General features: G+C 62.9%; 25 protein-coding genes, 1 tRNA gene and 2 pseudogenes. 12 read left to right on the top strand and 16 right to left on the bottom strand.

The features are described 5' to 3' along the window. The first annotated feature begins 114 nt into the window (after positions 1-114). Both IVA82_RS08650 and IVA82_RS08655 read left to right on the top strand, forming a co-directional pair. Positions 115-363, top strand: coding sequence for a MarR family transcriptional regulator (locus tag IVA82_RS08650; RefSeq protein ID WP_346658807.1), 249 nt, complete (start codon positions 115-117; stop codon positions 361-363). 129 nt (positions 364-492) lie between these two features. After that, positions 493-566: transfer RNA gene (locus tag IVA82_RS08655), tRNA-Gly, on the top strand. A 57-nt stretch (positions 567-623) separates the two neighbouring features. Here the strand turns inward: IVA82_RS08655 and IVA82_RS08660 are convergent. From IVA82_RS08660 to IVA82_RS08670, 3 genes are all read right to left on the bottom strand, one after another. Then, on the bottom strand, positions 624-1,880 hold the full coding sequence (locus IVA82_RS08660; RefSeq protein WP_247389974.1) for a hypothetical protein: 1,257 nt from the start codon (positions 1,878-1,880) through the stop codon (positions 624-626). Beyond that, complete coding sequence (locus IVA82_RS08665) at positions 1,877-2,176, bottom strand: hypothetical protein (protein WP_247389975.1); 300 nt, start codon at positions 2,174-2,176, stop codon at positions 1,877-1,879. Before IVA82_RS08665 ends, IVA82_RS08660 begins: the two co-directional genes overlap by 4 nt. Before the next feature lie 190 nt (positions 2,177-2,366). Beyond that, positions 2,367-2,582, bottom strand: coding sequence for a hypothetical protein (locus tag IVA82_RS08670; RefSeq protein ID WP_247389976.1), 216 nt, complete (start codon positions 2,580-2,582; stop codon positions 2,367-2,369). A gap of 32 nt (positions 2,583-2,614) precedes the next feature. Here IVA82_RS08670 and IVA82_RS08675 point away from each other — a divergent pair, with 32 nt between their 5' ends. Further along, entirely contained in the window at positions 2,615-3,568 is a 954-nt protein-coding gene (locus IVA82_RS08675; protein WP_247493252.1) for a terminase gpA endonuclease subunit, read from the top strand. Between the two features lie 63 nt (positions 3,569-3,631). Here the strand turns inward: IVA82_RS08675 and IVA82_RS08680 are convergent, their stop codons facing one another. The 11 genes from IVA82_RS08680 to IVA82_RS08730 all read right to left on the bottom strand — a co-directional run bounded on the left by IVA82_RS08680 (position 3,632) and on the right by IVA82_RS08730 (position 13,551). Continuing rightward, a complete protein-coding gene (locus IVA82_RS08680; protein ID WP_247389977.1) occupies positions 3,632-4,045 on the bottom strand; it encodes a hypothetical protein in 414 nt (137 codons plus the stop codon). Between the two features lie 324 nt (positions 4,046-4,369). Beyond that, positions 4,370-5,713 carry an IS5 family transposase gene (locus tag IVA82_RS08685; protein WP_247389978.1) on the bottom strand — a complete coding sequence of 448 codons (1,344 nt, stop codon included), beginning with the start codon at positions 5,711-5,713 and terminating at the stop codon, positions 4,370-4,372. Between the two features lie 461 nt (positions 5,714-6,174). Continuing rightward, the gene (locus IVA82_RS08690) at positions 6,175-6,954 is read right to left on the bottom strand and encodes an SDR family oxidoreductase (protein WP_247389979.1); all 780 of its coding nucleotides are present in this window, start codon (positions 6,952-6,954) and stop codon (positions 6,175-6,177) included. 46 nt (positions 6,955-7,000) lie between these two features. Further along, on the bottom strand, positions 7,001-7,861 hold the full coding sequence (locus IVA82_RS08695; RefSeq protein ID WP_247389980.1) for a VOC family protein: 861 nt from the start codon (positions 7,859-7,861) through the stop codon (positions 7,001-7,003). Then, positions 7,858-8,760: a VOC family protein gene (locus IVA82_RS08700; RefSeq protein ID WP_247389981.1), complete on the bottom strand. Its 903-nt coding sequence runs from the start codon at positions 8,758-8,760 to the stop codon at positions 7,858-7,860. Before IVA82_RS08700 ends, IVA82_RS08695 begins: the two co-directional genes overlap by 4 nt. Then, entirely contained in the window at positions 8,757-9,440 is a 684-nt protein-coding gene (locus tag IVA82_RS08705; protein ID WP_247389982.1) for a TetR/AcrR family transcriptional regulator, read from the bottom strand. The genes IVA82_RS08700 and IVA82_RS08705 overlap by 4 nt, the downstream gene beginning before the upstream one ends. 1 nt (position 9,441) lies before the next feature. Then, a complete protein-coding gene (locus tag IVA82_RS08710) occupies positions 9,442-9,756 on the bottom strand; it encodes a non-heme iron oxygenase ferredoxin subunit (RefSeq protein ID WP_247389983.1) in 315 nt (104 codons plus the stop codon). A gap of 9 nt (positions 9,757-9,765) precedes the next feature. Further along, positions 9,766-10,527 carry an SDR family oxidoreductase gene (locus IVA82_RS08715; RefSeq protein ID WP_247389984.1) on the bottom strand — a complete coding sequence of 254 codons (762 nt, stop codon included), beginning with the start codon at positions 10,525-10,527 and terminating at the stop codon, positions 9,766-9,768. A gap of 12 nt (positions 10,528-10,539) precedes the next feature. Next, positions 10,540-11,025, bottom strand: a complete 486-nt coding sequence (locus IVA82_RS08720) for an aromatic-ring-hydroxylating dioxygenase subunit beta (protein ID WP_247389985.1) — start codon at positions 11,023-11,025, stop codon at positions 10,540-10,542. A gap of 14 nt (positions 11,026-11,039) precedes the next feature. Then, on the bottom strand, positions 11,040-12,311 hold the full coding sequence (locus IVA82_RS08725) for an aromatic ring-hydroxylating dioxygenase subunit alpha (RefSeq protein ID WP_247389986.1): 1,272 nt from the start codon (positions 12,309-12,311) through the stop codon (positions 11,040-11,042). 22 nt (positions 12,312-12,333) lie between these two features. Beyond that, positions 12,334-13,551, bottom strand: coding sequence for an FAD-dependent oxidoreductase (locus IVA82_RS08730; RefSeq protein WP_247389987.1), 1,218 nt, complete (start codon positions 13,549-13,551; stop codon positions 12,334-12,336). A 175-nt stretch (positions 13,552-13,726) separates the two neighbouring features. On the opposite strand from IVA82_RS08730, the gene IVA82_RS08735 reads away from it, so the two are divergent. From IVA82_RS08735 to IVA82_RS08745, 3 genes are all read left to right on the top strand, one after another. After that, entirely contained in the window at positions 13,727-14,710 is a 984-nt protein-coding gene (locus tag IVA82_RS08735) for an amidohydrolase family protein (protein WP_247389988.1), read from the top strand. Positions 14,711-14,722: 12 nt separating this feature from the next. Beyond that, positions 14,723-15,202 (top strand): hypothetical protein, encoded by a 480-nt coding sequence (locus IVA82_RS08740; RefSeq protein ID WP_247389989.1) that lies wholly within the window; start codon positions 14,723-14,725, stop codon positions 15,200-15,202. A gap of 172 nt (positions 15,203-15,374) precedes the next feature. After that, positions 15,375-16,331, top strand: coding sequence for a tripartite tricarboxylate transporter substrate binding protein (locus IVA82_RS08745; RefSeq protein ID WP_247389990.1), 957 nt, complete (start codon positions 15,375-15,377; stop codon positions 16,329-16,331). Position 16,332: 1 nt separating this feature from the next. Here the strand turns inward: IVA82_RS08745 and IVA82_RS08750 are convergent, their stop codons facing one another. Continuing rightward, positions 16,333-17,187, bottom strand: coding sequence for a MaoC/PaaZ C-terminal domain-containing protein (locus IVA82_RS08750; RefSeq protein WP_247389991.1), 855 nt, complete (start codon positions 17,185-17,187; stop codon positions 16,333-16,335). A 227-nt stretch (positions 17,188-17,414) separates the two neighbouring features. Here IVA82_RS08750 and IVA82_RS08755 point away from each other — a divergent pair, with 227 nt between their 5' ends. Further along, positions 17,415-18,605, top strand: a complete 1,191-nt coding sequence (locus tag IVA82_RS08755; protein ID WP_247389998.1) for an ABC transporter substrate-binding protein — start codon at positions 17,415-17,417, stop codon at positions 18,603-18,605. A 14-nt stretch (positions 18,606-18,619) separates the two neighbouring features. Beyond that, positions 18,620-19,522 carry an SDR family oxidoreductase gene (locus tag IVA82_RS08760; protein WP_247389992.1) on the top strand — a complete coding sequence of 301 codons (903 nt, stop codon included), beginning with the start codon at positions 18,620-18,622 and terminating at the stop codon, positions 19,520-19,522. Positions 19,523-19,568: 46 nt separating this feature from the next. On the opposite strand, the gene IVA82_RS08765 is transcribed toward IVA82_RS08760, so the two are convergent. Further along, the gene (locus IVA82_RS08765) at positions 19,569-20,093 is read right to left on the bottom strand and encodes a MarR family transcriptional regulator (RefSeq protein ID WP_247389993.1); all 525 of its coding nucleotides are present in this window, start codon (positions 20,091-20,093) and stop codon (positions 19,569-19,571) included. Positions 20,094-20,329: 236 nt separating this feature from the next. On the opposite strand from IVA82_RS08765, the gene IVA82_RS08770 reads away from it, so the two are divergent. The 4 genes and pseudogenes from IVA82_RS08770 to IVA82_RS08785 form a co-directional block, all read left to right on the top strand. Continuing rightward, entirely contained in the window at positions 20,330-21,211 is an 882-nt protein-coding gene (locus IVA82_RS08770; RefSeq protein ID WP_247389994.1) for an SDR family oxidoreductase, read from the top strand. Positions 21,212-21,265: 54 nt separating this feature from the next. Further along, complete coding sequence (locus tag IVA82_RS08775) at positions 21,266-22,066, top strand: enoyl-CoA hydratase-related protein (RefSeq protein WP_247389995.1); 801 nt, start codon at positions 21,266-21,268, stop codon at positions 22,064-22,066. A 130-nt stretch (positions 22,067-22,196) separates the two neighbouring features. Beyond that, positions 22,197-22,979 (top strand): annotated as a pseudogene (locus tag IVA82_RS08780) (AMP-binding protein); the annotation flags it as partial. A gap of 59 nt (positions 22,980-23,038) precedes the next feature. Next, positions 23,039-23,323: pseudogene (locus tag IVA82_RS08785) on the top strand (transposase); the annotation flags it as partial.

Consider the following 23,323-nt stretch of genomic DNA (forward strand, 5'->3'; position numbering starts at 1 on the left):
AGCAGCGCCCTCAGTTCGGTGCACTCGATTTGGCTGAGTTCGACCCGATAGCGTACATTCATGGCGTGCCTCCTCGTTCGAGGCACGCACGAACAACTGAATCGGATGGCCGGCGTGAGTCCTTCGACAAAACCCTTCACGCCCACGCAGGGGCAGTATCTGGCTTTTATCCACCTCTATACCCGGCTGCATCGCAGGCCCCCGGCCGAAACCGACATGCAGGAATATTTCCGCGTCAGCCCGCCTTCGGTTCACCAGATGGTGCTGACGCTGGAACGCGCCGGCCTCATCAGACGGCAGCCAAGGACGCCTCGCAGCATCGAGGTCCTCATTGATCCGAAACTCCTGCCCGAGCTAATCTGACCGCCGGACCCAACCCGTCAAAATCACTGTGCAGAGCCACTAGGTCCGTTCGCGAGGGCCGGGAAGGCTGCGGAAAGCGCCTCTTGGGCAGTTGAGACCGCCGCCGCGCCGTGTTAGGGAGCCGGTGATGCGGGTGTAGCTCAATGGTAGAGCAGCAGCCTTCCAAGCTGAATACGAGGGTTCGATTCCCTTCACCCGCTCCAATGTTTTCAGGCACTTCCGGCATTGTCAGCCATCCATTCGGACAAGCGAGCTGCCGCTCATTCGGACAAATGTCCGCTTTTTGTTCGCGACGCGCGGCGTTTCTTAGCCCCGTTCATCACCTGTCGCGTCGTGCGCTTGGTGTATTTCGGAAGCACCTTCACGGTCGAGTGCCGCCCCTGTGCCAGCATCTCGCGGTCGGTCAATTCGGCGTCGCCGCCCTCGGTGAAACCCCCATGCCTGAATGACGTGAACGACAGTTCGTCGCGTAGGCCAGCGGCGCGGACGATTTCTTTGACCTTACGGCTGAGATGCGTGAAATCGGGCTCATCCGGCTTCGGCCATGTCGGCCACGGGCTACGGTCGCCCCAATCCCGGCACAACATCAGGCCGCCGATACGACCCCGATTGATGGCATCGAGTTCGGCCATCAGTTCGGGATAGATGGATGCGCCAGCATCATCGATCAGCGGTATCCAACTTTCCTTTTTCGTTTTTTCGTCCACCACGCGCACCATGTTCGGGCGCTCTTTCGGTCGGTAGTGCGACACCGCGAACACCGCGAAGATATCTGTCTCGCGTTGCAGCCATTCCCAGCCGATCAGTGCAGCGGTCGCCAGCGACGGCAGGCCGAGTTCAACAGCCTTGGCGCGGAACGCCAGCAGATCGTCATAGCTCGCGGTTGGCGTCTCGCGGTCAGATGATCGCAGGCCCATTTGCGCGAACGGATTGACCAACGGCAACTTGCCGGGATGGCGACGTGCGACCACGTTCCAAGCGCGACGGCATGACTTCATGGCGTGGTTGACTGTGGTGCGGCGCTCACGTTCGATCACGTTGCCTTTGGCGTCGGTGGTTTTGATGATCATCAGCTTTTCATATAGGTCATCGGTCAGCGCAGTATCGATGGCGTTCAAACGTTTTTCGCCAAGCCGCTTGCCATCCTTCAAGGCGTATCCACCGACAAGTTCAAAGCCAACTTTATGGTTGCGCTTTTGCTTGGGGCTGAGTTTCGTGTAGCGACGGTCAGCGCGATATTCGGCAAACATCCAATCGAGTGTGCCGAACGCGACGACGGCTGGCGATGACGGCGGGCTAATGCCGCCGGTCCGCCAATCATCGAAGGCAGGCAACAAGATGGTTTCGGCCCGCAGCACGGCAGCATCGTAGTCAGTGCCCAGAGGCCCGCTCTGCACGAGGCAATCGGCTTTCCGTGCCCATGATGGTACATGAAAGAAAAATCCCCAGCCGCCGCTCTTGAGCGGCTTGCGCTCCACGTAGCGCGGCAACGGTAGGGCAGAGCGGGGCGGCTTCATAGCAGCTTCCTCAAGTCCTCAGACGTTTCTTCCGTCGCGCTGCTCAATCCCGGCTCGACGAAGGTCAGCGTCGCGCTGCCGTCCGTGTTGATGGTCACACTGCCGACAGCGATGCCAGCTTCACTTGCCTGCCGCATCGCACGGGAGAGCGTCATCCGGCGCTTGCGCGTTCGCTTCGGTCGCGGTGGGTAGGTCTCGATGTCCCAAGGTTCGCGACTTTCGAGATCACGATCCGAAATACACCCGTTCGCGACGAACCTGATGAGTGCCTGCCAAGCGGTGTCATCGCCGCTCATGCTGATGCCTTTCCAATTATCTCTATAAGCGTCACCTCGACTCGACGTAAGAGTCCGAGTCCACTTACCCGAAAACAATTGCGGCCTCGCCAACCTTGACCCCACGAAAAGGAACCCGGCACAGCGGGGAGGTTCTGGCTTTCCGTTGTTGGACTGGCCGCTTCGCCCTCATTTGTCCTGTGCCGGAGTCTCAGTAACCCTTGCTGGACCGCACCACGGCGACGGCCGGCCGCGAGGTGCCGCCCTCCGCCGCGATCTCGGTCTGGATGGAAGCAATCGCCGCCATCATTTCAGTGTCGGAACGGTACTCGACGCGACTGTCGCCGTATTGCACAACCCGCGTGCCAGAGCGGCGCGCGGCTTTGAGCGCTTCAAGTTGGGCGAGCAAGGTGGACATGTCGGTCATGATCAGCCGCCGGCGTTGGTCACGAGGCCACGATGCTCGACGATACCCGCACCGTAATCCAAGCGAACCTTCGTCTCGATGCCATCGATATCGAAGCCGACGCGGGTCTCAACCTGAGGACCGGGCGCGCCCGCGAGATACGCGAATTCGAGGCACGGCAGCAGGGCCGGGTCAGCGGCCAGATACCAACGCGCGACATCGGTCAAACGCGGCTCGACAATCGCAACAAGGCGACTGAACGGGTTCACCTCGGCAACGACCACCGGGTTGATGGTAACCGTGAGCTGGTCGCCGAAGTGCTTTGCGTCACGGTCGGCGCCGACGTGCAGGATGATCGCATTGAGGCGACCGTGGTCGGCTGGACTCGCGAGGGCGCGGCGCTGGTGCTCGGTCATCTGGTGATCTGGGGGGCGTTCACCGATGACACGACTTGGCTGGAGCTGGACGAGCTGCTGCGCACGAAATGGAAGCATCCGAATGGCGGCTTCCTCAAGGTCGATGCGGCGGTGATCGATAGCGGTGACGGCGACCACGCCGACCTAGTGCTCGGCTTCTGCGGCCCGCGCATCAGTCGCCGGGTGTTCGCCGGCAAGGGCATGTCGGGAACCCGGCCGGGGTTCATGATGTCGCGCGGCAAGAGCGCCAAGACGAACCGGCTGGCGATCATCGGCGTCGATGTCCTGAAGTCGGCGATCTTCGACCGCCTCGCGCGCGGCAATACGATCCGGTTCTCGAATTCGCTGCCCACGGTCTATTACGAACAGCTCGCCAGCGAGCGCCGGGTGATCCGGTACAAGCGCGGCCAGCCGAGCCGTCGCTTTGAACGCATCCCCGGACGCCGAGCGGAGTCGCTGGATGCGTTGGTCTATGCGACCGCTGCCCGGCAGGCGGTGACGATCAACTTCGATCAGCGGGCCTCTGAGCTGGCCGCAGCGCCCGTGCCGCCGCCGCCGAGGGTGATCAGGTCGGAGTGGATGCAGCGCTAGGCGTGTTCGGACAAGCCGGAAATGTCATTAAGGTTCAGTGGCGTCTCTCCGGTCGTGGGACCGCTAACCTTGTTTGAAGAAAGCATCCCTGAAATAGCCGCCACTAATTTCGATCAAGTTGCCGTTGTCATCTGATTTCCACACAACAGTGGCGACCTCCACGAAGAGCAGGCTGATGTGACGCTTGAACCTTACGTACTGATCAGGAGGTTTCCGGGTGTTGATAGTATCTACGTAGATCGGGCCCCATCCTTCCCGATCAAGTTCGGCTTTCAATATCGTGTCCGAGGACCCTATCGGGAATTTCTCGCTTAGCCTTCTGGTCAATTCAGAACCCGCCTTTGCATCGCTGCCGAGCGAAGAAATTCCGGCGGCTAGGTCCGGAAGGGGTCGGTAGAAATGAAAAAATATCGTTGGCCCAAAGGCGAGGCCGGCGATTATCACTATAACTACTGCGACAATTCTTAAAATACGCATCGCTCGCCTCCGCCGTGCAAAACGATTGGCAGGTATGGTACGAATTGCGCTGCCGACGGGCAATCCACGAATAAGAGGCGCTAAACGGGTTCGGACAGGCCGGAATAGTTATTGAGGTTCAAAGGCGTCTGAAGCTGCATTTTGTCCGAACCGGCATTGAAAATGCTGAGAGTTCGACACCCTTCCAAGCTGAATACGAGGGTTCGATTCCCTTCACCCGCTCCAACTTTTTCAAAGACTTAGCGAGAGGTCGGATTTCATTCTGACAGATGGGCTGCTTTACACGTTCTGATGCTCGCTCGTCGTCCGTGAAGAACGCCGGTTTTAAGCCGGAGCGGGTTGAAGGGTTGCCATGAGGGCGACGAGAATCTGGCACAATAAAAGCCGGAGCCAGCGGATCAGCCGGCGGAAGTTGTAGCCGACGGCTGCGAGGATGGCGTTGGCAGCGTCGCCCCGACGGTACCAGAGATAATTTCTGCCCATGCGATGCTCGGCCTTGAGGTGGCCGATCACGGGTTCGACGGCTGCTCGGCGGCGTAACTGGCGCTTGATCTTGGGTGTGACGCCCCGTTTCTGGCCGGAGATGAAGACCCTGAACTTGTGGTCTGGCGGTGCATTGTGGCCGCGATACCCCTTGTCTGCGAGGATGCGATCGAGGGTATTGCCGACCAGCGCCTCCATCTCGGGGATCACGGTTGCGAGGGTGTGTCCGTCGTAGGGGTTGCCCGGCATCGACTTCACGTGGGTGACGAACTGGCCGCCCTTGGCGTGGCTGAGGGTGGTGGCGACGGAGACCTTGACGCCGAACTCGTAAGGCCGGTGGGCCTTGCCCTTGCCGATGCACTCGACTTCCGGCGCGTGCAGGGAATAGACCTTCGGGCCGCGCTGGCGCTGCTGCTGCTCGCGCACGCGCCGTGCCAGCATCATCAGCTGTGCGAACGCCGCTTCGAGCCCGCCGTCGCCCTCGATCTTACGGCCGATGTCGCGAATGACACGGCCGAGCAAGGTGCGCAGCTTCTTCAGCATCCGGTTGGCGCGATTGAACTGCTTGGCGTGGGCATAACGCTGGTGCTGGATCAGAGCGAACTTGCCGACTCGCGTATAAGACTGGCGCAGAGCCACCCCGTGTTGCTTCGCCAGCCGCACCAGCTTCTCGCGTGCTCGGTTCAGCAGCCTGGCATCGGTGGGGAACATCACGTTCTTGGGCTGCACGGTGGTATCGACGATCACCTGTGACAGTTCGGACGGCTTGATCGCCTTGGTCCTGGTGGCGACCGACAGGGTTTCCTGGAGCAGTGCCTGCAACCGCTCCTCGCCCATGCGATTGCGCCAGCGCGTCAGCGAGGAGCGATCGAACACCAGCCGGTGCTGGAAGAACTCCTCGCCGCAGAAGTACTGGTAATAGGGATTCTCGAGCCATCGCTCGCACAGTACCTCATCGGACAGGTCATAGGTGTGCTTGAGGATCGCCAAGCCCGCCATCAGCCGGGTCGGCAGCGGCGGATGGCCCGGATCATCCGTGTAGACCTCGCCGAAGCGGCCTTCCAGAAACGGCCAATCCACCGTCCGTGCCAGCTTCGCCAGCGGGTGATCCATGTCGATGATCTGATCGAGACGGGAGCGAAACAGATCCTGCTCGCCCTTCTCCCGCCGTTCCCGTGGCCGCATCCCGTCCTCCGCCGAAGCAGTGATACGACAGAGAATCACGAATCAAATTTGCAAGGAACCCCATTTTGAAGGGCCGGTTTCCGGCGAATTCATTTTCCACAGTTCGTCGTTTTAAGATTCCAAATCAACGGCTTGGGCGTTCTTCACGGACGACTCGCTCTCCGATCGGCTGTTTCTCGTGTCTCTTGAGACGATGTCGTATTCCCGCACGGCTCTAGACCGACTGCGATGCGATCTCATCAAAACCGAATATTTTGATTTGGAGAAGAGGTCCTGAACGCGCGTGTGGAAATCGGCCACGATGGCGTAGAAATAGGACAGGCCGGACACGGCCTGCGAAGATTTGCGCCCGTGTTGCTGGGCTCTACTCCCAATATTTCGTGGGTTTCGGCAGGAGTCGGGTTCGGCGCTCTTTGCATGCTACGGACAAGGGGCCGCCGCTATTCTTGTGTTGAGAGGAATCAAAACGTGCCTGGATAGGCGCCGCCGTCGATCAGGATGTTTTGCCCGGTGATGTAGCCGGCATGTGCCGAGCAGAGGAACGCGCAGGTGGCGCCGAACTCGTCCGGATGGCCGAAGCGCTTGGCCGGATTGCTGGCTCTGACCTCCTCGGTCACTTCAGTCACGCCGCGCGATAGATTTCTGGCGAGCGCCGCGAGGTTGGATTTCAAACGATCGGTATCGAACGTGCCGGGAAGGAGATTGTTGAGGGTCACGTTGTGCTCGGCAATGCAGCGCGCGAGGCCCGCGGCGAAGCCGGTCAGGCCGGTCCGGGCGCCATTCGACAGCGCAAGCATCGCGACCGGCGCCTTCACGGCGTGCGAGGTGATGTTGACGATACGCCCGAACTTGCGCGCGATCATGCCGTCGACCGTGGCCTTGATCAGCGCGATCGGCGCCAGCATGTTGCCGTCGATCGCCTTGATCCAGTCGTCGCGCCCGAAATTCCTGAAATCCCCGGGTGGCGGTCCGCCGGCGTTGTTGATGAGAATGTCGGGATCGGGGCAGGCGGCGAGAATGGCCTCGCGGCCTTCGCTGGTCGTGACGTCGGCCAGGACGATCCTGGGCCGGCGGTGGCTTGCCCTCGCAATGTCATCAGCGGCACTTTCGAGCACGTCGCGCCTTCGAGCGACAATCGTGATCTCGACGCCTTCACGTGCCAGGGCCATGGCGGAGGCCTTGCCCAAGCCCTGGCTGGCGGCGCACACGATGGCCCTGCGGCCTCTCAATCCCAGATCCATGGTCCCTCGTGAGGTCTGCCCGCTGCCCGCGGCGTTTCGATCGCGCTCATTTGCCCGGCAATGTCATGCCGGCGGGTTTGGAGCCCCACATGCAAAAGCTTGTCGGCTCGAAGCCGTATTGCCGCGGCCGGTGTGTCGCTTCATCCGCGATCTCGTCGACGCCGACCGAGTATTCGAAGATCATGCCGTCCGGCCCCTTGAAATAGAGGAATCGCGCGCCGGAGGTCGGATGCCGGCCCGGGCCGAACACGATCGGCACGCGCCTCTCGTTCAGGAAGTAGTAGGAGCGCAGCACGTCGTCGTTGCTCTCGACCTGGTGATTGATGTGCTGGATGCCTGCCTGGGGCGCGCGCACCAGCGCGATCGTGTGATGAATCGCATTGACGCGCATCAGCGGGATGTCGCCGATGCGGTCGCTGACACGTGCATTGCATACTTGCGTCCAGAACCGCTCGTCACGCGCCGGATCGGTCGAATTCAGGCCGATATGGCTGAAACCGGTGATGCCAGCGTCACGGCTGGCGAAATAGCGCCGCCCGCTGCGCTCCGGGCGGACCACCAGCTCGATGTGATTGCCGGTCGGGTCGCGAAATCCGATGAAGGCCTTGACCTTGCGCTGCTCGGCCTCCTGCGCGGTGCCGGCGTGGACGGGATGGCCGAGCGATTCCAGAGTCGCCGCCGCGTCTTGCAGGCTGGCTTCGTCCTCCACCTCGAAGCCGACGGTCTGCTCGCGCGGATCGCCTTCCGAGTAGCACAGCGTGTGCGCGCGTTCGTCGGATCGCAGATATAGCGCCTTGTCGCCGCGCTCGGCGACCTGGAGGCCGAGGCAGGCGGTGGCGAAATGCTCGGCCTGCTCCAGATCGGGCGAACCGAGGCGGACATAGCTCACGTCCTTCAACTGGATCATGCGTTGCTCCTGTTCGATGATGCGGGGACGCCGAGCTCGGGAACATCCTTGCTTTCGCTGCCCCAGTTGCAGAGCGAGGTGGCGTTGAACGGAAATTGCCGGGCCGGACGCGGCTTCTCGCCGATCTCGGCCATGCCGTTGACATAGGACAGGATCAACCCATCGGGTCCTTCGACATGCAGGAAGATCTGGTGCGAGGCCGACTGGCGGCCGGGCCCCTGCACGATCCTCACCTGGTTGTCCTGCATGAAGTAGCTGTTCTGCATGATCTGATCGAGCGCCTCGACCTCGAAGGCGGCGTAGAGCAGGCCGTTTCGCCGTGACGGATAGAGCGCGATCCGGTGATGCAGATGATCGATGCGCAGGTACGCTATATCGCCGACCCAGTCAGTCACCTCGGCGCCGAGCAGTCGCCAGAACGTGAGGTCGCGGACATGATCGGTGCTGCGCAGGCCGATGCCCTGGAACTGGACGATGCCGGCATCGCGCGGCGGAAAATAGCGCCGGCCGCTGCGGGTGGGACGGGTGACGAGATCAATGCGATTGCCGGAGGCATCGTCCGCAAGCAGGGCGGACTGCACATATCGCCGCCGGCATGCGTCCGGGCTTGCCGGCCGCACGGCAAAATCCTGCGCGCGCAGCCGCTCGCCGATGTCTTGCAGCGCGGCGTCATCCCAGACCTCGATGCCGATGCTGGTGCCGTCGCGCTGATCGTGGCTGAGACTCACGGTTCGGAAGCGATCGTCCGAGCGGAAGGCCAGCTCGTCGTCGTGACCGGCAACCTGCTGGAGACCAAAGATGTCGGAAACGAACCGCGCACAGGCCTGCGGCTCGCTGACGGTATGACGGATGTAGCAGACTGATGTGATCAGTGGCGTGCTTGCGGCTTGCCTGCTCATCGCAGCCGACTCCGATTCTGTTGGGATTCGAGGAAGGCCTTGATCATCTGCCGCCAGAGCTCGAACAGATGCTCGAACCATTTCGGATCGTTGTCCCAGAGCGTGCGCAGCGCCATGCCGCGGACGACACCGAGGGTGAGCGCCACGACATCGGCCGCGACCGCGGGGGGAACGTTGCTGGCAGCCAGCGCCTCTGCCCAGGCCGCCTCGACCGGACGACGCGCCTTCCGCGAGATGTCGAGGATCTTCTTGCGCACCGCCTGGTCGGTGGAGGTCGAGAGCACGATGTCGATCGCGACCATGAAATGCTGGCTGAAGAAAAATTCCTTGGCGTCCTCGATCACGGCCTCGATCAGGTCGCGCGGGCGATTGACGGCAGCCGCGCGGCGGCGGCTGAGGATCTGCGCCTGCTCGAAGACGTATTCGAGCGTGGCGACGACGAGCTCGTCCTTGGTCGGGAAATGATGCAGCTGGGCGCCGCGGGAGACGCCGGCCTCACTGGCTACTTCAGCGGTGCGAAACCGCGCATAGCCGCGACGCCGGATCAGATTGGCTGCGGCCTTCAGAATGCGCAAACGGGTCTCGGCTGTCCGCTCGGCCTGGGTGCGCGGGCGCGGCGGCGCCAATGATCGGCGCGCGGATTTGTGCGGGGAGGGCGAGCGGTTGGGGAGTGGCGACATGTCAGACCTCAATCTGGACGTTCCCGTCAACGACCGTGACGGGATAGGTCTTCAAGGCAATCTCGCAAGGCATGCCGGTGGGCTCGCCGGTGGTGACGTCGAACGTTCCGAAGTGGAAGGTGCACTCCACGATCTTGCCGTTGATGATGCCTTCTTCCGCCAGCGACGCCTCGCCATGCGTGCACATGTCGGCGGTGGCGTAGATGGTGCCGGCCACGCGATAGAGCGCGACGTTGGTGCCGTCGGGCAGCGGCGCCTGCTTGATCTCGCCCTCGACGACCTCATCGGCAGCGCAAAGAATGACCGTTTCAGCCATGAGCAAGACCTAGAGCATGGTGCTGCCGCCGTTGACGCTGATGACCTGGCCGGTCACGAACGACGCTTCGGCGGAGGCGAGATAGGAAACCATCGAGGCGACTTCCTCCATCTCGGCCGGACGGCCCATGGGGATGACGCTGACGAATTTTGCGGCAAGTGCGGGATCGCTCTTGGTGATTGCAGCCATCTGCGGCGTGTTCACCGCGCAGGGGGCCACTGTGTTGACGGTGATGCCATCCCTGGCGAACTCGCGGGCCATGCCGGTGGTGAGACCATGCACGCCGCCCTTGGCGGCGTTGTAGGCGGCATGATCCCACAGCCCGCTGCGTACGGAATCGGCGCCGAGATGGATGATGCGGCCGTAGCCCTGCTTGCGCATCGGCGTGATCGCGTACCAGGAGCACCACAGCACGGTCCACAAATTGCGGTCGATCGTGGTCTTGAGCGTCTCCGGCGTGTGCTCCGCGAACGGCTTGATGATGCCGCCGCCGGCGTTGTTGACGAGGATGTCGAGGCGGCCGAACCGTTCGGAGGCGAGCTTGATGGTCTTTTCGGCCACGCCCTGGTCGGACAGATCACCGGCCTCGGTCGCAACCTCCGCGTCGAACTGGCTGGCGAGATGCGCCGCGGCCTGCTTCAGCCCGGCCTCGTCAAGGTCGGCGAGCACCAGCCTGGCGCCGTCCTTCGCCAGCCGCTCCGCGATCGCAAGGCCGATGCCCTTTGCGGCACCGGTGACCACGGCCACATTGTTCCTGAGCTTCTTGTCCACGATCGACGACCCCTAAAGGATGATGCTGACGCGTCCCTGCGTGCGCAGCCCGTCGCTATCGAGCAGGCAGCGCTTTTCCTTGATCCGCAGCCGGCCGTTTTCCGCAACCAGCCGATAGCGGTTGCTGCCGAAATAGGTGTCGGTGATGCCGTCCTTGGTGCGATAGGTGATGAAGGCTGTGGCGACCTCCATTTCAGTGTCGCTGCGGCCCCGGATCCGCACATTGCTGACGAGATGTCGCGTGCGCGAATGCGGGAATTCGGCATGCGCGGTGCGCTTCATCAGCCGCTTGACGCGCTCGCTGAGGCGGAAGCGGTCGTCGGCGACATAGAACAGGTTCTTGTCGGGAGAGGAATCGGCGGGAACGTCGGTCGACGGCACGTAGTAGATCGCATCGTCCGTGAACAGCTCGAGCCATTCCGGCAGCCGCCATTCGTCGAGCAGCTCGGCCTCGGCGAACAGGAAGTCCTCGACATCGGCACGCGAGATATTCTGCATGTGCGCCTCCTGCCTCACGCCGATGCCGCGAAGACGTGCTTGTTCCAGTTCGACCAGAACGCTCGCATCTGTAGCTCGTCGTCGTACGCCGGCGTTTCCTTGCCCATGCCCTTGGAGATGTCGTTCCATTGCGCCTCGGTGGCGTTGCGGAAGCCGCGTTGGCACTGTTCGAGCGCCTCGACATCATCGGGAGTGGCAAAGCCGCCAGGGCCCAGAAATTCGAGGAAGTTGAACAGGCGGTATTTGCGTGCCCAATCGGTCTCCTCCTTGGGTGCCAGCGCCCAGGCGCTGACCGTCATGAAATCGGGCGCCTGCGGATAATAGGTGCGGATGGTCACGGCCATGATGTCGTTGACCACGAGGTTCGGGAAGACGAACAGGTTGCGATTGTAGAGCGCGATCCGTTTGGCGCGCTCTTCGCCGAATCGCGCGACCAGGCCCTGGTAAAGCCGGTCGATCTCGCGCTTGCCGTCGTCGCCCCACATCGGGACCCATTGTGCGACCGGACGCCCCCACGGCGCCTTGTATTCCAGCACGGCATGTCCACGGCCGAGATCGCGCGCGGCGCCTTCCAGCGGCACCGGTGCCAGCCCGCCATTGGTGGCCTTGAGGTAATCGAAATAGGTCGCATGCGTGGTGAGCGCGTGATAGCCGTCGATCGAGTTCTCGGTGAGCAGCTTCCAGTTGGCGCGCATGGAATATTCCTGCGTGCCGCCGACGATGGTCATGCCCATCTCGGCCTGGTCGGCGATGATGTCGAGATACTCCTTCACCGGGCCGAGGTAGCTGTCGAGGGGCTCGGCATTTTTGTCGAAGCAGACGAAGCCGAAGTCGCGAAAAGTCTCGAACCGCGGCACCTGCTGCATGTTCGACGTGCTGCGCTCCTTGAAATCCGGCGCATAGGAAGCTTCGCCCGGCTGGCTGCGCAGCGCGCCGTCGAGGCCAAACACCCAACCGTGATAGAAGCACTGAAAGGATTTTGCGTTGCCGTGCTTCTCGCGGCAGACCTGTGCGCCGCGATGCGGACACGTATTGAACATGGCGCGCAAGGTCCCCTTGGCATCGCGCGCGAACAGGATGCTGCGGCCGCCGACCTGGCGGGTGACGAAATCTCCGGGCTTGGGCAGTTCGGAGGCGTGGCCGAGATAGAGCCAGCATCTTTCGAAGATGCGCGCGCGCTCGGCTTCGAGGATGTCGGGATCGACAAACGCTTGCCGCGAGACCTTGAAGATTTGCCTGGTCTCGTCGACCATGAGCGCGGTGTTCATGCGTTCGAACGCGTTCATTGCACTCCCTCCCTTGAAATTTTCATTGTGATCTCAATGCGGCCCGGAGGTCGTAACCCGGCGACTCCAGATCGCCGCGCGATGGCTTGGCGTTGGCGGCGATGATCCGCCGAAGCATCGCCATGTCCTTGGCGGCGTTCACCGCGAGCGCGCCGACCACCTCGGTGCCGCGCATTGCGATGATCGAGAATTTTGCGCTGGCCGGATCGCCGCGCGCGATGTGCTCGGCATCGCGCATGTCGCCGACGACCTGGATGTTCAGGTCATACTGGTCGGTCCAGAACCATGGCGGGTCGTTGTAGGCGTTGACCTCGCCGATCATGTTGGCCGCCACTGCAATGGCCTGGTTCTGTGCATTCGCCCAGGTCTCGACGCGGATCGCGCGGCCATGGCACCGGCTCCATTGCAGGGCGGCGTCGCCGGCACAGAAGACGTCCGAAACAGCGGTGCGGCCGCAGGCGTCGACCGCAATGCCGTCGGCGCTGGGCAGGCCGAGCCGTGCGGCGAGATCACCCGACGGGCTCACTCCGATACCGACCAGCACCAGGTCGGCACCAATCTCCGTGTGATTGCTCAGCCGAACGGAATGAGGCGTGGCGCCGATCACCGTTGTGCCGAACACGAACTGGACGCGATGACTGCGGTGCCTATCGGCGACGAGATCGCTGACCGAGGCAGGGAACGCGCGGGCAAGCAGCCGCGTCTCGCTTTCGATCACCGTAACGAGGCAGCCGCTCTTCGCTGCCGCGCAGGCCGCTTCCAGCCCGACGACGCCGCCGCCGACGATGACGATGCGTGAGCGGGTCGCGATGTGACGACGAAAACGAAATGCATCCTCGACGTTGCGTAAGTACTGGACGTCGAGCGGCCCGCCATCCAGCGCGGCGAGCCGTCGCGGACGGGTGCCGGTCGCGAGCAGGAGCCGGTCGAAAGCAAAGCTACGGCCGTCGGCGGTGAACACGATACGGCGGTCGGTGTCGCAATCGACGGCCGCCGCGCCGGTCTCGAGACGCACGCCCAGTGCGTCGTTCCAGTCGCGCGCTTGCTTGATATAGGCGACCGGCGCATCGGCGGACAGCAACATGGCCTTGGACAGCTGCGGCCGTTCGTAGGGAGGGTGGGGCTCGTCGCCGATCATCGTGATGGCGCCCTTGAAACCGCGCGCCCGCAGCGCTTCCGCGGCCCGCGCGCCGGCTTGGCCGGCTCCTGCGATCACGATGTTCTCGATCGTTCGCGCCACGCTCGCTTCGCTCCCTGATGCACTATCGGCCGCATCTTGTTGGATCGTGCACTAGCATACGAATATAGGATTGCATAGGAAATAAAAACAGTCCAACCTGCTTGTAAGTTGATGACGACGCATAGGCCGGGTTCTTGCCGGGGTGTGCGCCGCAAAAAGACATCGAGGAAACGTCTTGGTCGAAGCGATCGACACCCATACCCATTTTGTTCCGCGGCACATCCCGGTGGAGCCGGGCCGCAATCCGCTCTGGCCGTCGATCGAACTCAAGGACGCATCCGCGGCCGTCGTGGTCGGCGGCAAGGTGTTTCGGGTGATCGATTCCCGTAGCTGGGATGCGCGCCGAAGGCTGGATGACATGGCGCTCGACGACGTCGACGTGCAGGTCGTTTCGCCGATGCCGGAACTGCTGTCGCATTGGTTTCCCCCTGACGACGCCGACGCGCTTTGCCGCTACGTGAATGAGGGCATCGCGGCGCTCTGCGCCGATCATCCCAGGCATTTCGTCGGGATCGGGATGGTGCCTATGCAGGATGTTGCGCTTGCGGTGCGTCGCATCGACAGCATCAAGTCACTTGGCCTGCGCGGTTTCGAGATCGGAACGCACATCAATGGCATGGCGCTCGGCGACGCGCGCCTGAACGATGTCTATGCAGCCGCGGAGCAGGCCGGATTGGTGCTCATGATCCATCCGCTGCATCCGCTGGGGCTCGATCGGATGGGTGGCCGTCCGGAGCTTGCGGCCGTGGCGGCGTTTCCGCTGGAGACGGCATTCGCCGCGGTGTCGCTGATGACCCATGGCGTGCTCGAGCGCTTTCCTAAGCTGCGGGTCCTGCTTAGCCATGGTGGCGGCGCGCTACCCTGGCTGTTGCCGCGGTTGAACCACGCTTATGCAATGGGACCGCCGCTGCAGAGTCTGTTTGCAAGGGATCCGACCGAGATCGCTCGATCCTTCTATTACGACACGATCCTGTATGACGGACCGGCACTGCAATATCTGGCCGACAAAGTCGGCAACGACCGGCTCGTCGTCGGGTCGGACTATCCGTTCACGATCAAGCAGGACAAGCCCGCGCAGTTCGCCGAGCAGGCCTTGTCTGTCGGGCGCGAAGCACTCTGCGCCAATGCAAGGCTGCTGTTCGGGCTCGACCAGGGCTAACGGGAGGGAATATTGGGAAGCTGTTATTCCTATCGCCAGTTCTGCTCGCTCGGGCCGTTGCCGCCGCGCACGCCGGCGCGGCCGGATCCGCAGGTGCCGAAGGACCGCAAGCTCGGCCCGTGCTCGCACGGCAAGATCGGCGCGTTCTATTTCTACGCCGAGGGCTCACAAGATGATCCCGCCTTTGGTTTTTGCGAGATCGAGCTGTCGGTTCAGCGCCTGGCCGAGAACAAGGTGCGGCTCGAACTCTACTGCATCGCGGATGGCTACCAGAGCGCGCGTGGCGTTGGCGCGCGTCATCCGCTGAAGATCGCGGTGCTTGCCAGGGAGGAAATCCTGGGCACCGCGAGCTGGCATTTCCCGAATGTGATCTCTGGCCATGCCGATCCCATGCACTTTGCGGCGGACCTTGAGATTGATGACGGACGTTTTGCGCAGATCGATCGCGTCGAGCTGAGCCGGACCAGCGGCGAGTCGGAACCGTGCGGATAGGTCAGTCTTCGGAGATCATCTGCGACGCGGCGCACCGGGACGCTGGCGCTTAGCCTGCGAACGAATGTTCTCAGCAATAGTAAAGTAGAGTACGATCAGAACAAATCGGGACTGCGGTTGACCCCGGACCGCAGCGTGGCAACGTCGGGCGTCTCGGACTCAGGGAGTATCCATGCGGCTTCGCATTGCAATCGCGATATGGCTTGTTGCCGCATTGATCGGAGCGGCGGATTGGCGGCAGGCGTCGGCGGAATCCTACCCGTCGCGCCGCATCAACCTGATCGTGCCGTTCCCCGCCGTGACGCGGCGCCTGGCCGAAGGCATTCGCATCGAGACAGGCGTGACGGTTCTGGTCGAGAACAAGCCCGGCGCCGACGGCAATCTTGCCGCGCTCGCGGTTTTGAAGGCGGAGGCCGACGGCTACACCGTCTTTGTCACCACGAACTCGACCCAGGCGGCCAACATCAACCTGTTCAACGCGATGCCCTACGATCCCAAGGCGGACTTTGCGCCGGTGGCCGGGATCATGACCATTCCGATGATGCTGGCGGTGAAGCCGGAGTTTCCGGCCAAGACCGTTGCCGAATTCATCGCCCTGGCGAAGTCGCGGCAAAAGCCGCTGTCGTTCGGCAGCGGCAACACGTCGAGCCGGGGTGCCGCGGAACTGTTTCGTTCCCGCGCCGGCATCGAGATGCAGCACGTTCCGTACCGCGGCATGCCCCAAGCACTGACGGATGTGCTGGCCGGCGAGGTCGATTGCGTGTTCGCCGATCCCGCCAGTGCGCAGGGTCTGATGCAGGACGGGCGGTTGCGGGTGCTCGCGGTGACGAGCAGCGAACGGCTGGCGGGCCTGCCCGATGTCCCGACGCTCGCACAAACCGGCTTGTCCGGAGCGGAGCTGAGCGCTTGGGTCGGAGTCTTTGTGCGATCCGGGACGCCTTCCGATATCGTGGCAAAGCTCGGTCAGGTCGTGCTCGGCTTCGTCAACAACAAGGACACCGCGGCCTATCTGGAGTCCGTCGGCGCCAAGGCGTTTCCGGCCGGCCCTGATGAACTGGGAAAGTTCGAGGAAGCCGACACGCGGCGTTGGGCCGAAATCGTCGAGATTGCGAAGATCGAGAAGAAATAACTCAATCGCGGAGGGCTATCGTACCGCGATCAAGCACCACGACATCGCGTTCGACCACCCGGGAGCGGAATCGGATCTGGCCGCCGATGGCGAAGAACTCCGTGCGGATCGTCTCGCCTGGAAACACCGGACGGCTGAAGCGGACCGACAGCGATCTGAGATGATCGGGCCTGCCATTGAGGAGTGTTGCGAGAACCGCGCGCGTCGCGATGCCGAGCGTGCACAGGCCGTGCAGGATCGGTCGTTCAAAGCCGGCCTTCGCGGCAGCCTCGGGATCAGCGTGAATCGGATTGTAGTCGCCGCTCAGCCGGTAGATCAGCGCGCTTTGCGGCAGCGTGGCGATGTCCAGGGTTTGCGAGGGTGTTTGTTCGGGGAGGGCGCTGGCCTCGGTCGGAACAGTGCCGAAGCTGCCGCAGCCGCCGTCTCCACGCAGGAACAGCACGCTGCGGATGGTTGCCAGCTTCACGCCTGCGATAGCGTCGTTGAGCGTCTTGACGAGGTGAAGAATGGCGCCTTTGCCGGTGCCCTTGTCCGCCACCGCTGCGATCTCGTAGCTGGCAGTGACCGTTCCTTCCGGCGGAATTGGATGATGGATCTCGAAGCTTTGCTCGCCATGCAGCAGTCTGAGCCAATCGATGCCGAGCTCCGGCCGTTTGGCCCAGAAGCCGGGATGCGCCAGCACGCAGCACATCGAAGGGACCGCGTGCAGATCAGACTCGTAGACGAAATTGAGCTGCGCCGGGTCGAGCGGTTCGCAGCCATATCCGAGACCCAGCGCGTACAGCATTGTGTCACGGCGAGAATAATTGTGTGTGACGGGTTCAAAACGGAAGTTCTTGACGGCTTCGAGGTTCAAGGCGTCCTCCCTAACTGGGCTGCGCACGCATGCTGGTGCGACCGTTCACGATTGCGCCAATGGTGGTTGCAAAGATATTCTATCATATAGTACACAAGTGTACGAAATAGAAGCGGTCGGTGCCGGTTGTGCCGACGGGGAGTGACGCCGTGGTTTGCAACGCCGGCCGGTCGGGCCATTGGACCTTGCGAGGAGTCGGCAGTCGCGGTGTTGCGTGGGCCACCGCGCTGATCCTCGCCGGCGTGCTCGCGACACAAGCTGCGGCCGGCGAGAAGAAATACGGCCCGGGTGTCAGTGACACCGAGATCAGGATCGGCAACACGTCGCCCTATAGCGGTCCTGCCTCCGCCTTCAGCATGGTCGCCAAGACCGAGGAGGCCTATTTCCGCAAGATCAATGCGGAAGGCGGCATCAATGGGCGGCGCATCGTCTTCCTGTCCTACGACGACGCCTATTCGCCGCCCAAGACGGTCGAGCAGACGCGGCGGCTGGTCGAGAGCGACGAGGTTCTGCTGGTTTTCAACGCGATGGGTACGGCGGCCAACTCGGCCGTACAAAAATATCTCAACACCAGGAAAGTGCCGCAGCTCTTCGTATCGAGCGGGGCAGCGAAGTGGAACGATCCGCAGAACTTCCCCTGGACGATGGGATTCACGCCAAGCTACGAAACCGAAGGGTTGATCTACGCCAAATTTGCGCTGGAGCAGCGTCCCGGTGCGAAGGTCGCGATCCTATTCCAGAACGATGACTTCGGGAAGGATTATCTCAAGGGGATCAAGCGGGGGCTCGGCGACAAGGCCGCGTCGATGATCGTGGCGGAAGAGGCGTTCGACGTGTCGGAGCCGACCATCGACTCCCATCTCGTCAAGCTGCGATCGACCGGCGCTGATGTATTGTTCGACATTGCGACGCCGAAATTTGCGGCGCAAGCGATCAAGAAAGTGTCGGAGCTCGGCTGGAAGCCGCTGCACTTTCTGAGCTACGTCTCGGCCTCGATCGGCAGCGTGATCAAGCCCGCAGGATTCGAGAACGCGCAGGGGCTGATCTCGGCCGCCTACTTCAAGGACCCGAACGATCCGGTATGGAAGGACGATACCGGCTTCAAGGATCTCAACGGATTCCTGGACGGCTATTTTCCCGGCGCCGACCGCAGCGATACGCTGATCGTGAACGGTTACAACACGGCGCAGGCGCTGGTCTATCTGCTGAAGCAATGCGGTGACGATCTCACGCGCGAGAGCGTGATGCGGCACGCTGCCAATTTAAAGGACGTCGAATTGGGGATGCTGCTTCCCGGCATCCGCCTCAACACCTCACCAAGTGATTTCGCTCCGGTCAAGCAATGGCAGTTGATGCGCTTCGAAGGGACGAATTGGCATCTGTTCGGCGACGTCATGAGCGGCGACGCAAAGAACTAGAGAGGAGACGAGAAATGGGACGACTATGTGCCGGACGGGTCGCGATCGTCACGGGAGGCGGCCGCGGGCTCGGGCGCGAATACGCGCTGATGCTGGCGGAGCAGGGCGCCAAGGTCGTCGTCAACGACCTCGGCAGCACGGCTGCGGGAGAGGGCGCCGATCTTTCACCGGCGCAGCAGGTCGTCGACGACATCAAGTGCAATGGCGGCGAAGCCATCGTGAACGGCAATGACGTCAGCGACTGGGCCGGCGCCAAGGCGCTGATCGACGACGCGATCAACACATTCGGCCGGCTCGACGTCCTCATCAACAACGCCGGCATCCTGCGTGACCGCATGATGGTCAACATGACCGAGGCTGAGTGGGACGAGGTGATCAAGGTGCATCTCAAGGGCACCTTCGCGCCGTCGCACCATGCCGCGCAATACTGGCGGCAGGAGGCAAAGACGCGCGGTGCGCCGATCCGCGCCCGCCTGATCAACACCTCGTCGGCTTCCGGGTTGTTCGGCAATGTCGGCCAGAGCAACTACGGGGCTGCCAAAGCGGGCATCGCCGCATTCACCATCATCAGCGCCACGGAGCTTCGGCAGTACGGCATCACGGTCAACGCCATCGCGCCGCGGGCGCAGACGCGGATGACAGAGGGACTGAGAGAGCGCACCGAGGAGGAGCTCAAGCGACGCAACCCGCGTTGGGTCGCCCCGATCGTGGTCTGGCTTGCCAGTGAGGAATCACAGGATGTGACCGGCCGCGTATTTGAGGCCGGTGACGGGATTCTCAAGGTTGCCGAGGGTTGGCATGCCGGCCCGGGAATCGACCCGGTCGAAGATCCCAACGAACTCGGCCCTCAGGTCATGGAATTGATGCGGAAAGCTCGCCCCAACGCCGACATCTGGGGGCGCGACATCGTCTCATGAGACGTCCACGGACTCCTCCCGGAGCACCTCGGGCGGGTGGCAGGCTTCAGGCCGCCGCCCGCCGCTTTTTCCGGGTCTTGGATGGCTGCGCATCCTCCTCCACGTCCGCTTCGCCGTCGGTCTCCGTACCTCCCGACATGGCGAGGAGGTTGTGCTTCATGGCGAGCAGCGCGTCGGAGGCTGCCTCGAGCTGCTTCCGGTCGATCCCGTTGACGATCCTGGCGTTGAATTTGTCAGTCTCTTTGCGGAGCTTCTCCAGGAAGCCGCGCGCTTGCTTGGTCACATAGACGCGCTTGACCCGCCGGTCGACGGGGTCGGCCTGGCGTATCACAAAGCCGGACGACTCCAGGCGGTCAATCAGGGCTCCGACGGCGACCTTGCCGACATCGAGCTCGTTGGCGAGCTGCACCTGGGGAAGGCCGTCCTTGCGGGAGATGAACGCCAGCACCCACCATTGCGAGCGAGTGATCCCGAGCGGCGCCAGCGCGCGGTCGAACATCATCCTCCTGAGCCGCGACACGTCGTGGATGAGATATCCGAGACGCAGATCCCAATCGGGCAGTTCAACCATCGATGTTTCCCTTAAGGGCCGAGTCAGGGCCGGACGCTCAACTAATACCATACACCAGCGTATTTTAAAGGGAAGGCTATGAAATGGGCGTGGAAACGGCGCTCCGGCGCCGCGGGCGTCGACCGATTTACAAAAGAAGTACGCTAGTGTATTAAATCGGTCAGGCGCGGCGCTTGCTCTGTCCAGCCGGGAAGCGCCGACCGCAACGAAAATCGATCGCAGGAAGGGAGCCGCCCATGTTCGACGCCGCCGTGCTCAAGGGAAAGCGCATCCTGATTACGGGTGGAGGAACCGGCCTCGGCAAGGAGATGGCGATCGGCTTCGCCGCTCATGGTGCCCACGTCTACATCTGCGGCCGGCGCAAGGACATCCTCGACCAGGCCGCCCAGGAGATCGGCACGCGAACGGGAGGGCAGGCGACCGCGCTGCTCGCCAATGTGCGCGAGCCCGACAGCATCGAAGCGATGATGACCAGCATATGGGCGGATGGTCCGCTCACGGGCCTCGTCAACAACGCCGGTGCCAATTTTCTCGCGCCGACCGAGACGCTGTCGCCGCGCGGCTATGAGGCGGTACGGTCGACCGTGATGGACGGCTCGTTCTACACCTCGCTCGCCTGCGGCAAGCGGTGGATCGCGGCCGGCCTGCCGGGCGTGATCATCAGCAACCTCGTCACCTGGGTGTGGACCGGATCGGCCTTTGTCGTGCCGGCGGCGATGGCGAAGGCGGCGGTCCATGCCATGACGATGTCGCTCGCAGTCGAGTGGGGGCCGAAGAACATTCGGGTCAACGCGATCGCGCCCGGACCGTTCCCGACCGAAGGGGCCTGGGACAAGCTCAACCCGCTGGCAGAGACCGGCGTCGGTGCAACCCAGGCCAGCGAGGTGCCGCTGCGTCGCTTCGGCCAGATGGACGAGCTGCGCAATCTCCTGATCTTCCTGATGTCGGATGGCTGTAGCTACATCACCGGCGATACGATCAGCATCGATGGCGGCCATCATCTGGCCGCGCCCAGCACCTTTGCCGGGTTGTCGAAACTGTCGCCCGCCGACTGGCAGCGCGCCCGCGAGTCCATCCAGGCTTCGGTGCAAAAGGAAAAGCGGGCACGGTCGATCTAGGCCTCAGCGGACGGAAAAGATCTGCAAGCGCGCTGTCGTGAAAGGAGGATACCGATGGGACTGGCGATATCGACCGAGAGTTTCGAATGTACCATCGACGATGGTCTCGCCCATATCATTCTGGATCAGCCCACCCGCGGCAATCCAATCGACGGTGATTTCTGTCGCGAGTTTGGCCTGGCTATCGCGGAATTGAGCGAGCGTGCCGATGTGCGGGCGGTGCTGCTCTCCGCGCGCGGCCGGCTGTTCAGCGTCGGCGGCGACCTGATGTCGCTGGTGAAGCAGGGAGACGCGCTGCCGGGGACGATCAAGGCCTGGACCGCCGACATTCATGTGGCCATGGCAAGGATGGTTCGGATGCGCGCGCCGGTCGTCGCTGCCGTTCACGGCAATGTCGCGGGCGGCAGCGTGTCGCTGATCGCGGCCGCCGACCTCGTGGTGATGGCGGAATCGGCGAGGATATCGGCGGCGTTTTCCAAAATCGGCTTCAGTCCGGACAGCGGGTCGACCACGACGCTCACACGCCGGATCGGCGTCGCGCGCGCAAGACGATTTTTCCTGCTCGGTGAGACGTTCGATGCCGCGACGGCGCTGTCGCTCGGCCTCGTCGACTTCGTCGTTCCGGATGAGGCAGTACCGTCGGAGGCGGCGCGGATCGCGAAGGAGCTCGCTGCCGGTCCGACCGAGGCGTTTGGTGCGATCAAGCGGCTGTTCGCCCAGACCAACGATCGATCGTTCGAAAGCCAGCTCGAGGAGGAGGCGCAGACGCTCGCCGCGATTTCGAGAACGGCGGATGCGCAGGAAGGCGTCAAGGCTTTCGTGGAGAAGCGCAAGCCGGTGTTTACCGGGACGTGACGCTCGCGGTGGCGCCGGAAGCGACAATCTTGACCATTGGCAGTAGGTCGCACGCGGCAATATGGTCCACCGAGAAACGAAATTAATCCGACGTGAAGTCGGAAATGACGCGATACCGCAGGAGGGAGACATGACCGTGGCCGCTGTCCTACGAGATGCGCCTCACGCCAGCTTTCGCGAAGCCGGCTATTGGCTCGACAAAAGTGTCGATCAGCTGCTGACCGAGGCCGCCGCAAGGGCGCCCGACAAAGTCGCGATCGTCGCCGACCGGGCGGATCGCGAACACGCGCCGAGGTTCACCTACGCGGAATTGGCAAGGCTCGCGGATCGTGCCGCAAGCTCGCTGCTGCGGCTCGGTGTCGGGCGCGGCGATGTCGTTACCGTGCAACTGCCCAATTGGTGGGAATTCGTGGTCACGGCGTTCGCCTGCGCCAGGATCGGCGCAGTGATGAACCCGGTGATGCCGATCCTGCGGGAGCGCGAGCTGCTCTACATCCTGAATTTCTGCGAGGCGAAGGTCTTCATCGTGCCGAAGAGCTATCGCGGGTTCGACTACGCCGCGATGGCGCAAGGCATGCGCCCCGATCTGCCCCATCTCAAGCACGTCATCGTCGCCGACGGCGAGGACGAGACCGGCTTTGAGCGGATGCTGCTGTCGTCCGAGCCCGGCAGGCTTCCGGCGGGCCTGCGTCCGGACGACGTGGCCGTGCTGATGTTCACCTCGGGCACGACGGGTGAGCCAAAGGGCGTCATGCACACCTCGAATTCGCTGATTGCATGCTGCAAGGCACTGTCGGGGCGGTTCGGACTCGATGCGGGCGACGTGCTGCTGGTTGCCTCCCCGGTCGGTCACATGACGGGCTACGCCGCGATCGTGCTGCTCTCGGTCTATCTCGGCGGCACGATGATCCTTCAGGACATCTGGGAAGCCAGGCGCGGCGTCGACCTGATGGCGCGAGAAGGTGTTCGGGTATCCTCGCGACGCGCACCGATGTCCTCGCGCCTCGCATGTTGCGCATCATCGAGGACCTGGCAGGAGACTGGCGCCGACTGGACGCGCGCATTGAGGACCTCTCCAGCGAGATCGAAGCATTGGCTCGTCAAGACAAAGGCTGCGAGCGACTGATGACGGTCCCGGGCATCGGCCCGATCATCTCGAGCGCGATGGTAGCCGCGATCGGCACTGGAGACGTGTTCTCGAAAGGCCGCGACTTCGGCGCCTGGCTTGGACTGGTGCCGAAGCAGATATCGACAGGC

Origin of the sequence: Bradyrhizobium sp. 142 (assembly GCF_023074015.1) — a bacterium.
Classification (GTDB): Bacteria; Pseudomonadota; Alphaproteobacteria; order Rhizobiales; family Xanthobacteraceae; genus Bradyrhizobium.

Excerpts from the sequence above, each read along its gene's own strand:
- IVA82_RS08720 (WP_247389985.1), bottom strand. The coding sequence starts at position 11,025 with ATGCAGAATATCTCGCGTGCCGATGTCGAGGACTTCCTGTTCGCCGAG.
- IVA82_RS08770 (WP_247389994.1), top strand. The coding sequence starts at position 20,330 with ATGTTCGACGCCGCCGTGCTCAAGGGAAAGCGCATCCTGATTACGGGT.
- IVA82_RS08705 (WP_247389982.1), bottom strand. The coding sequence starts at position 9,440 with ATGTCGCCACTCCCCAACCGCTCGCCCTCCCCGCACAAATCCGCGCGC.
- IVA82_RS08690 (WP_247389979.1), bottom strand. The coding sequence starts at position 6,954 with ATGGATCTGGGATTGAGAGGCCGCAGGGCCATCGTGTGCGCCGCCAGC.
- IVA82_RS08670 (WP_247389976.1), bottom strand. The coding sequence starts at position 2,582 with ATGACCGACATGTCCACCTTGCTCGCCCAACTTGAAGCGCTCAAAGCC.
- IVA82_RS08660 (WP_247389974.1), bottom strand. The coding sequence starts at position 1,880 with ATGAAGCCGCCCCGCTCTGCCCTACCGTTGCCGCGCTACGTGGAGCGC.
- IVA82_RS08695 (WP_247389980.1), bottom strand. The coding sequence starts at position 7,861 with ATGATCCAGTTGAAGGACGTGAGCTATGTCCGCCTCGGTTCGCCCGAT.
- IVA82_RS08775 (WP_247389995.1), top strand. The coding sequence starts at position 21,266 with ATGGGACTGGCGATATCGACCGAGAGTTTCGAATGTACCATCGACGAT.
- IVA82_RS08725 (WP_247389986.1), bottom strand. The coding sequence starts at position 12,311 with ATGAACGCGTTCGAACGCATGAACACCGCGCTCATGGTCGACGAGACC.
- IVA82_RS08680 (WP_247389977.1), bottom strand. The coding sequence starts at position 4,045 with ATGCGTATTTTAAGAATTGTCGCAGTAGTTATAGTGATAATCGCCGGC.
- IVA82_RS08675 (WP_247493252.1), top strand. The coding sequence starts at position 2,615 with ATGCTCGACGATACCCGCACCGTAATCCAAGCGAACCTTCGTCTCGAT.
- IVA82_RS08745 (WP_247389990.1), top strand. The coding sequence starts at position 15,375 with ATGCGGCTTCGCATTGCAATCGCGATATGGCTTGTTGCCGCATTGATC.
- IVA82_RS08765 (WP_247389993.1), bottom strand. The coding sequence starts at position 20,093 with ATGGTTGAACTGCCCGATTGGGATCTGCGTCTCGGATATCTCATCCAC.
- IVA82_RS08760 (WP_247389992.1), top strand. The coding sequence starts at position 18,620 with ATGGGACGACTATGTGCCGGACGGGTCGCGATCGTCACGGGAGGCGGC.
- IVA82_RS08665 (WP_247389975.1), bottom strand. The coding sequence starts at position 2,176 with ATGAGCGGCGATGACACCGCTTGGCAGGCACTCATCAGGTTCGTCGCG.
- IVA82_RS08685 (WP_247389978.1), bottom strand. The coding sequence starts at position 5,713 with ATGCGGCCACGGGAACGGCGGGAGAAGGGCGAGCAGGATCTGTTTCGC.
- IVA82_RS08710 (WP_247389983.1), bottom strand. The coding sequence starts at position 9,756 with ATGGCTGAAACGGTCATTCTTTGCGCTGCCGATGAGGTCGTCGAGGGC.
- IVA82_RS08700 (WP_247389981.1), bottom strand. The coding sequence starts at position 8,760 with ATGAGCAGGCAAGCCGCAAGCACGCCACTGATCACATCAGTCTGCTAC.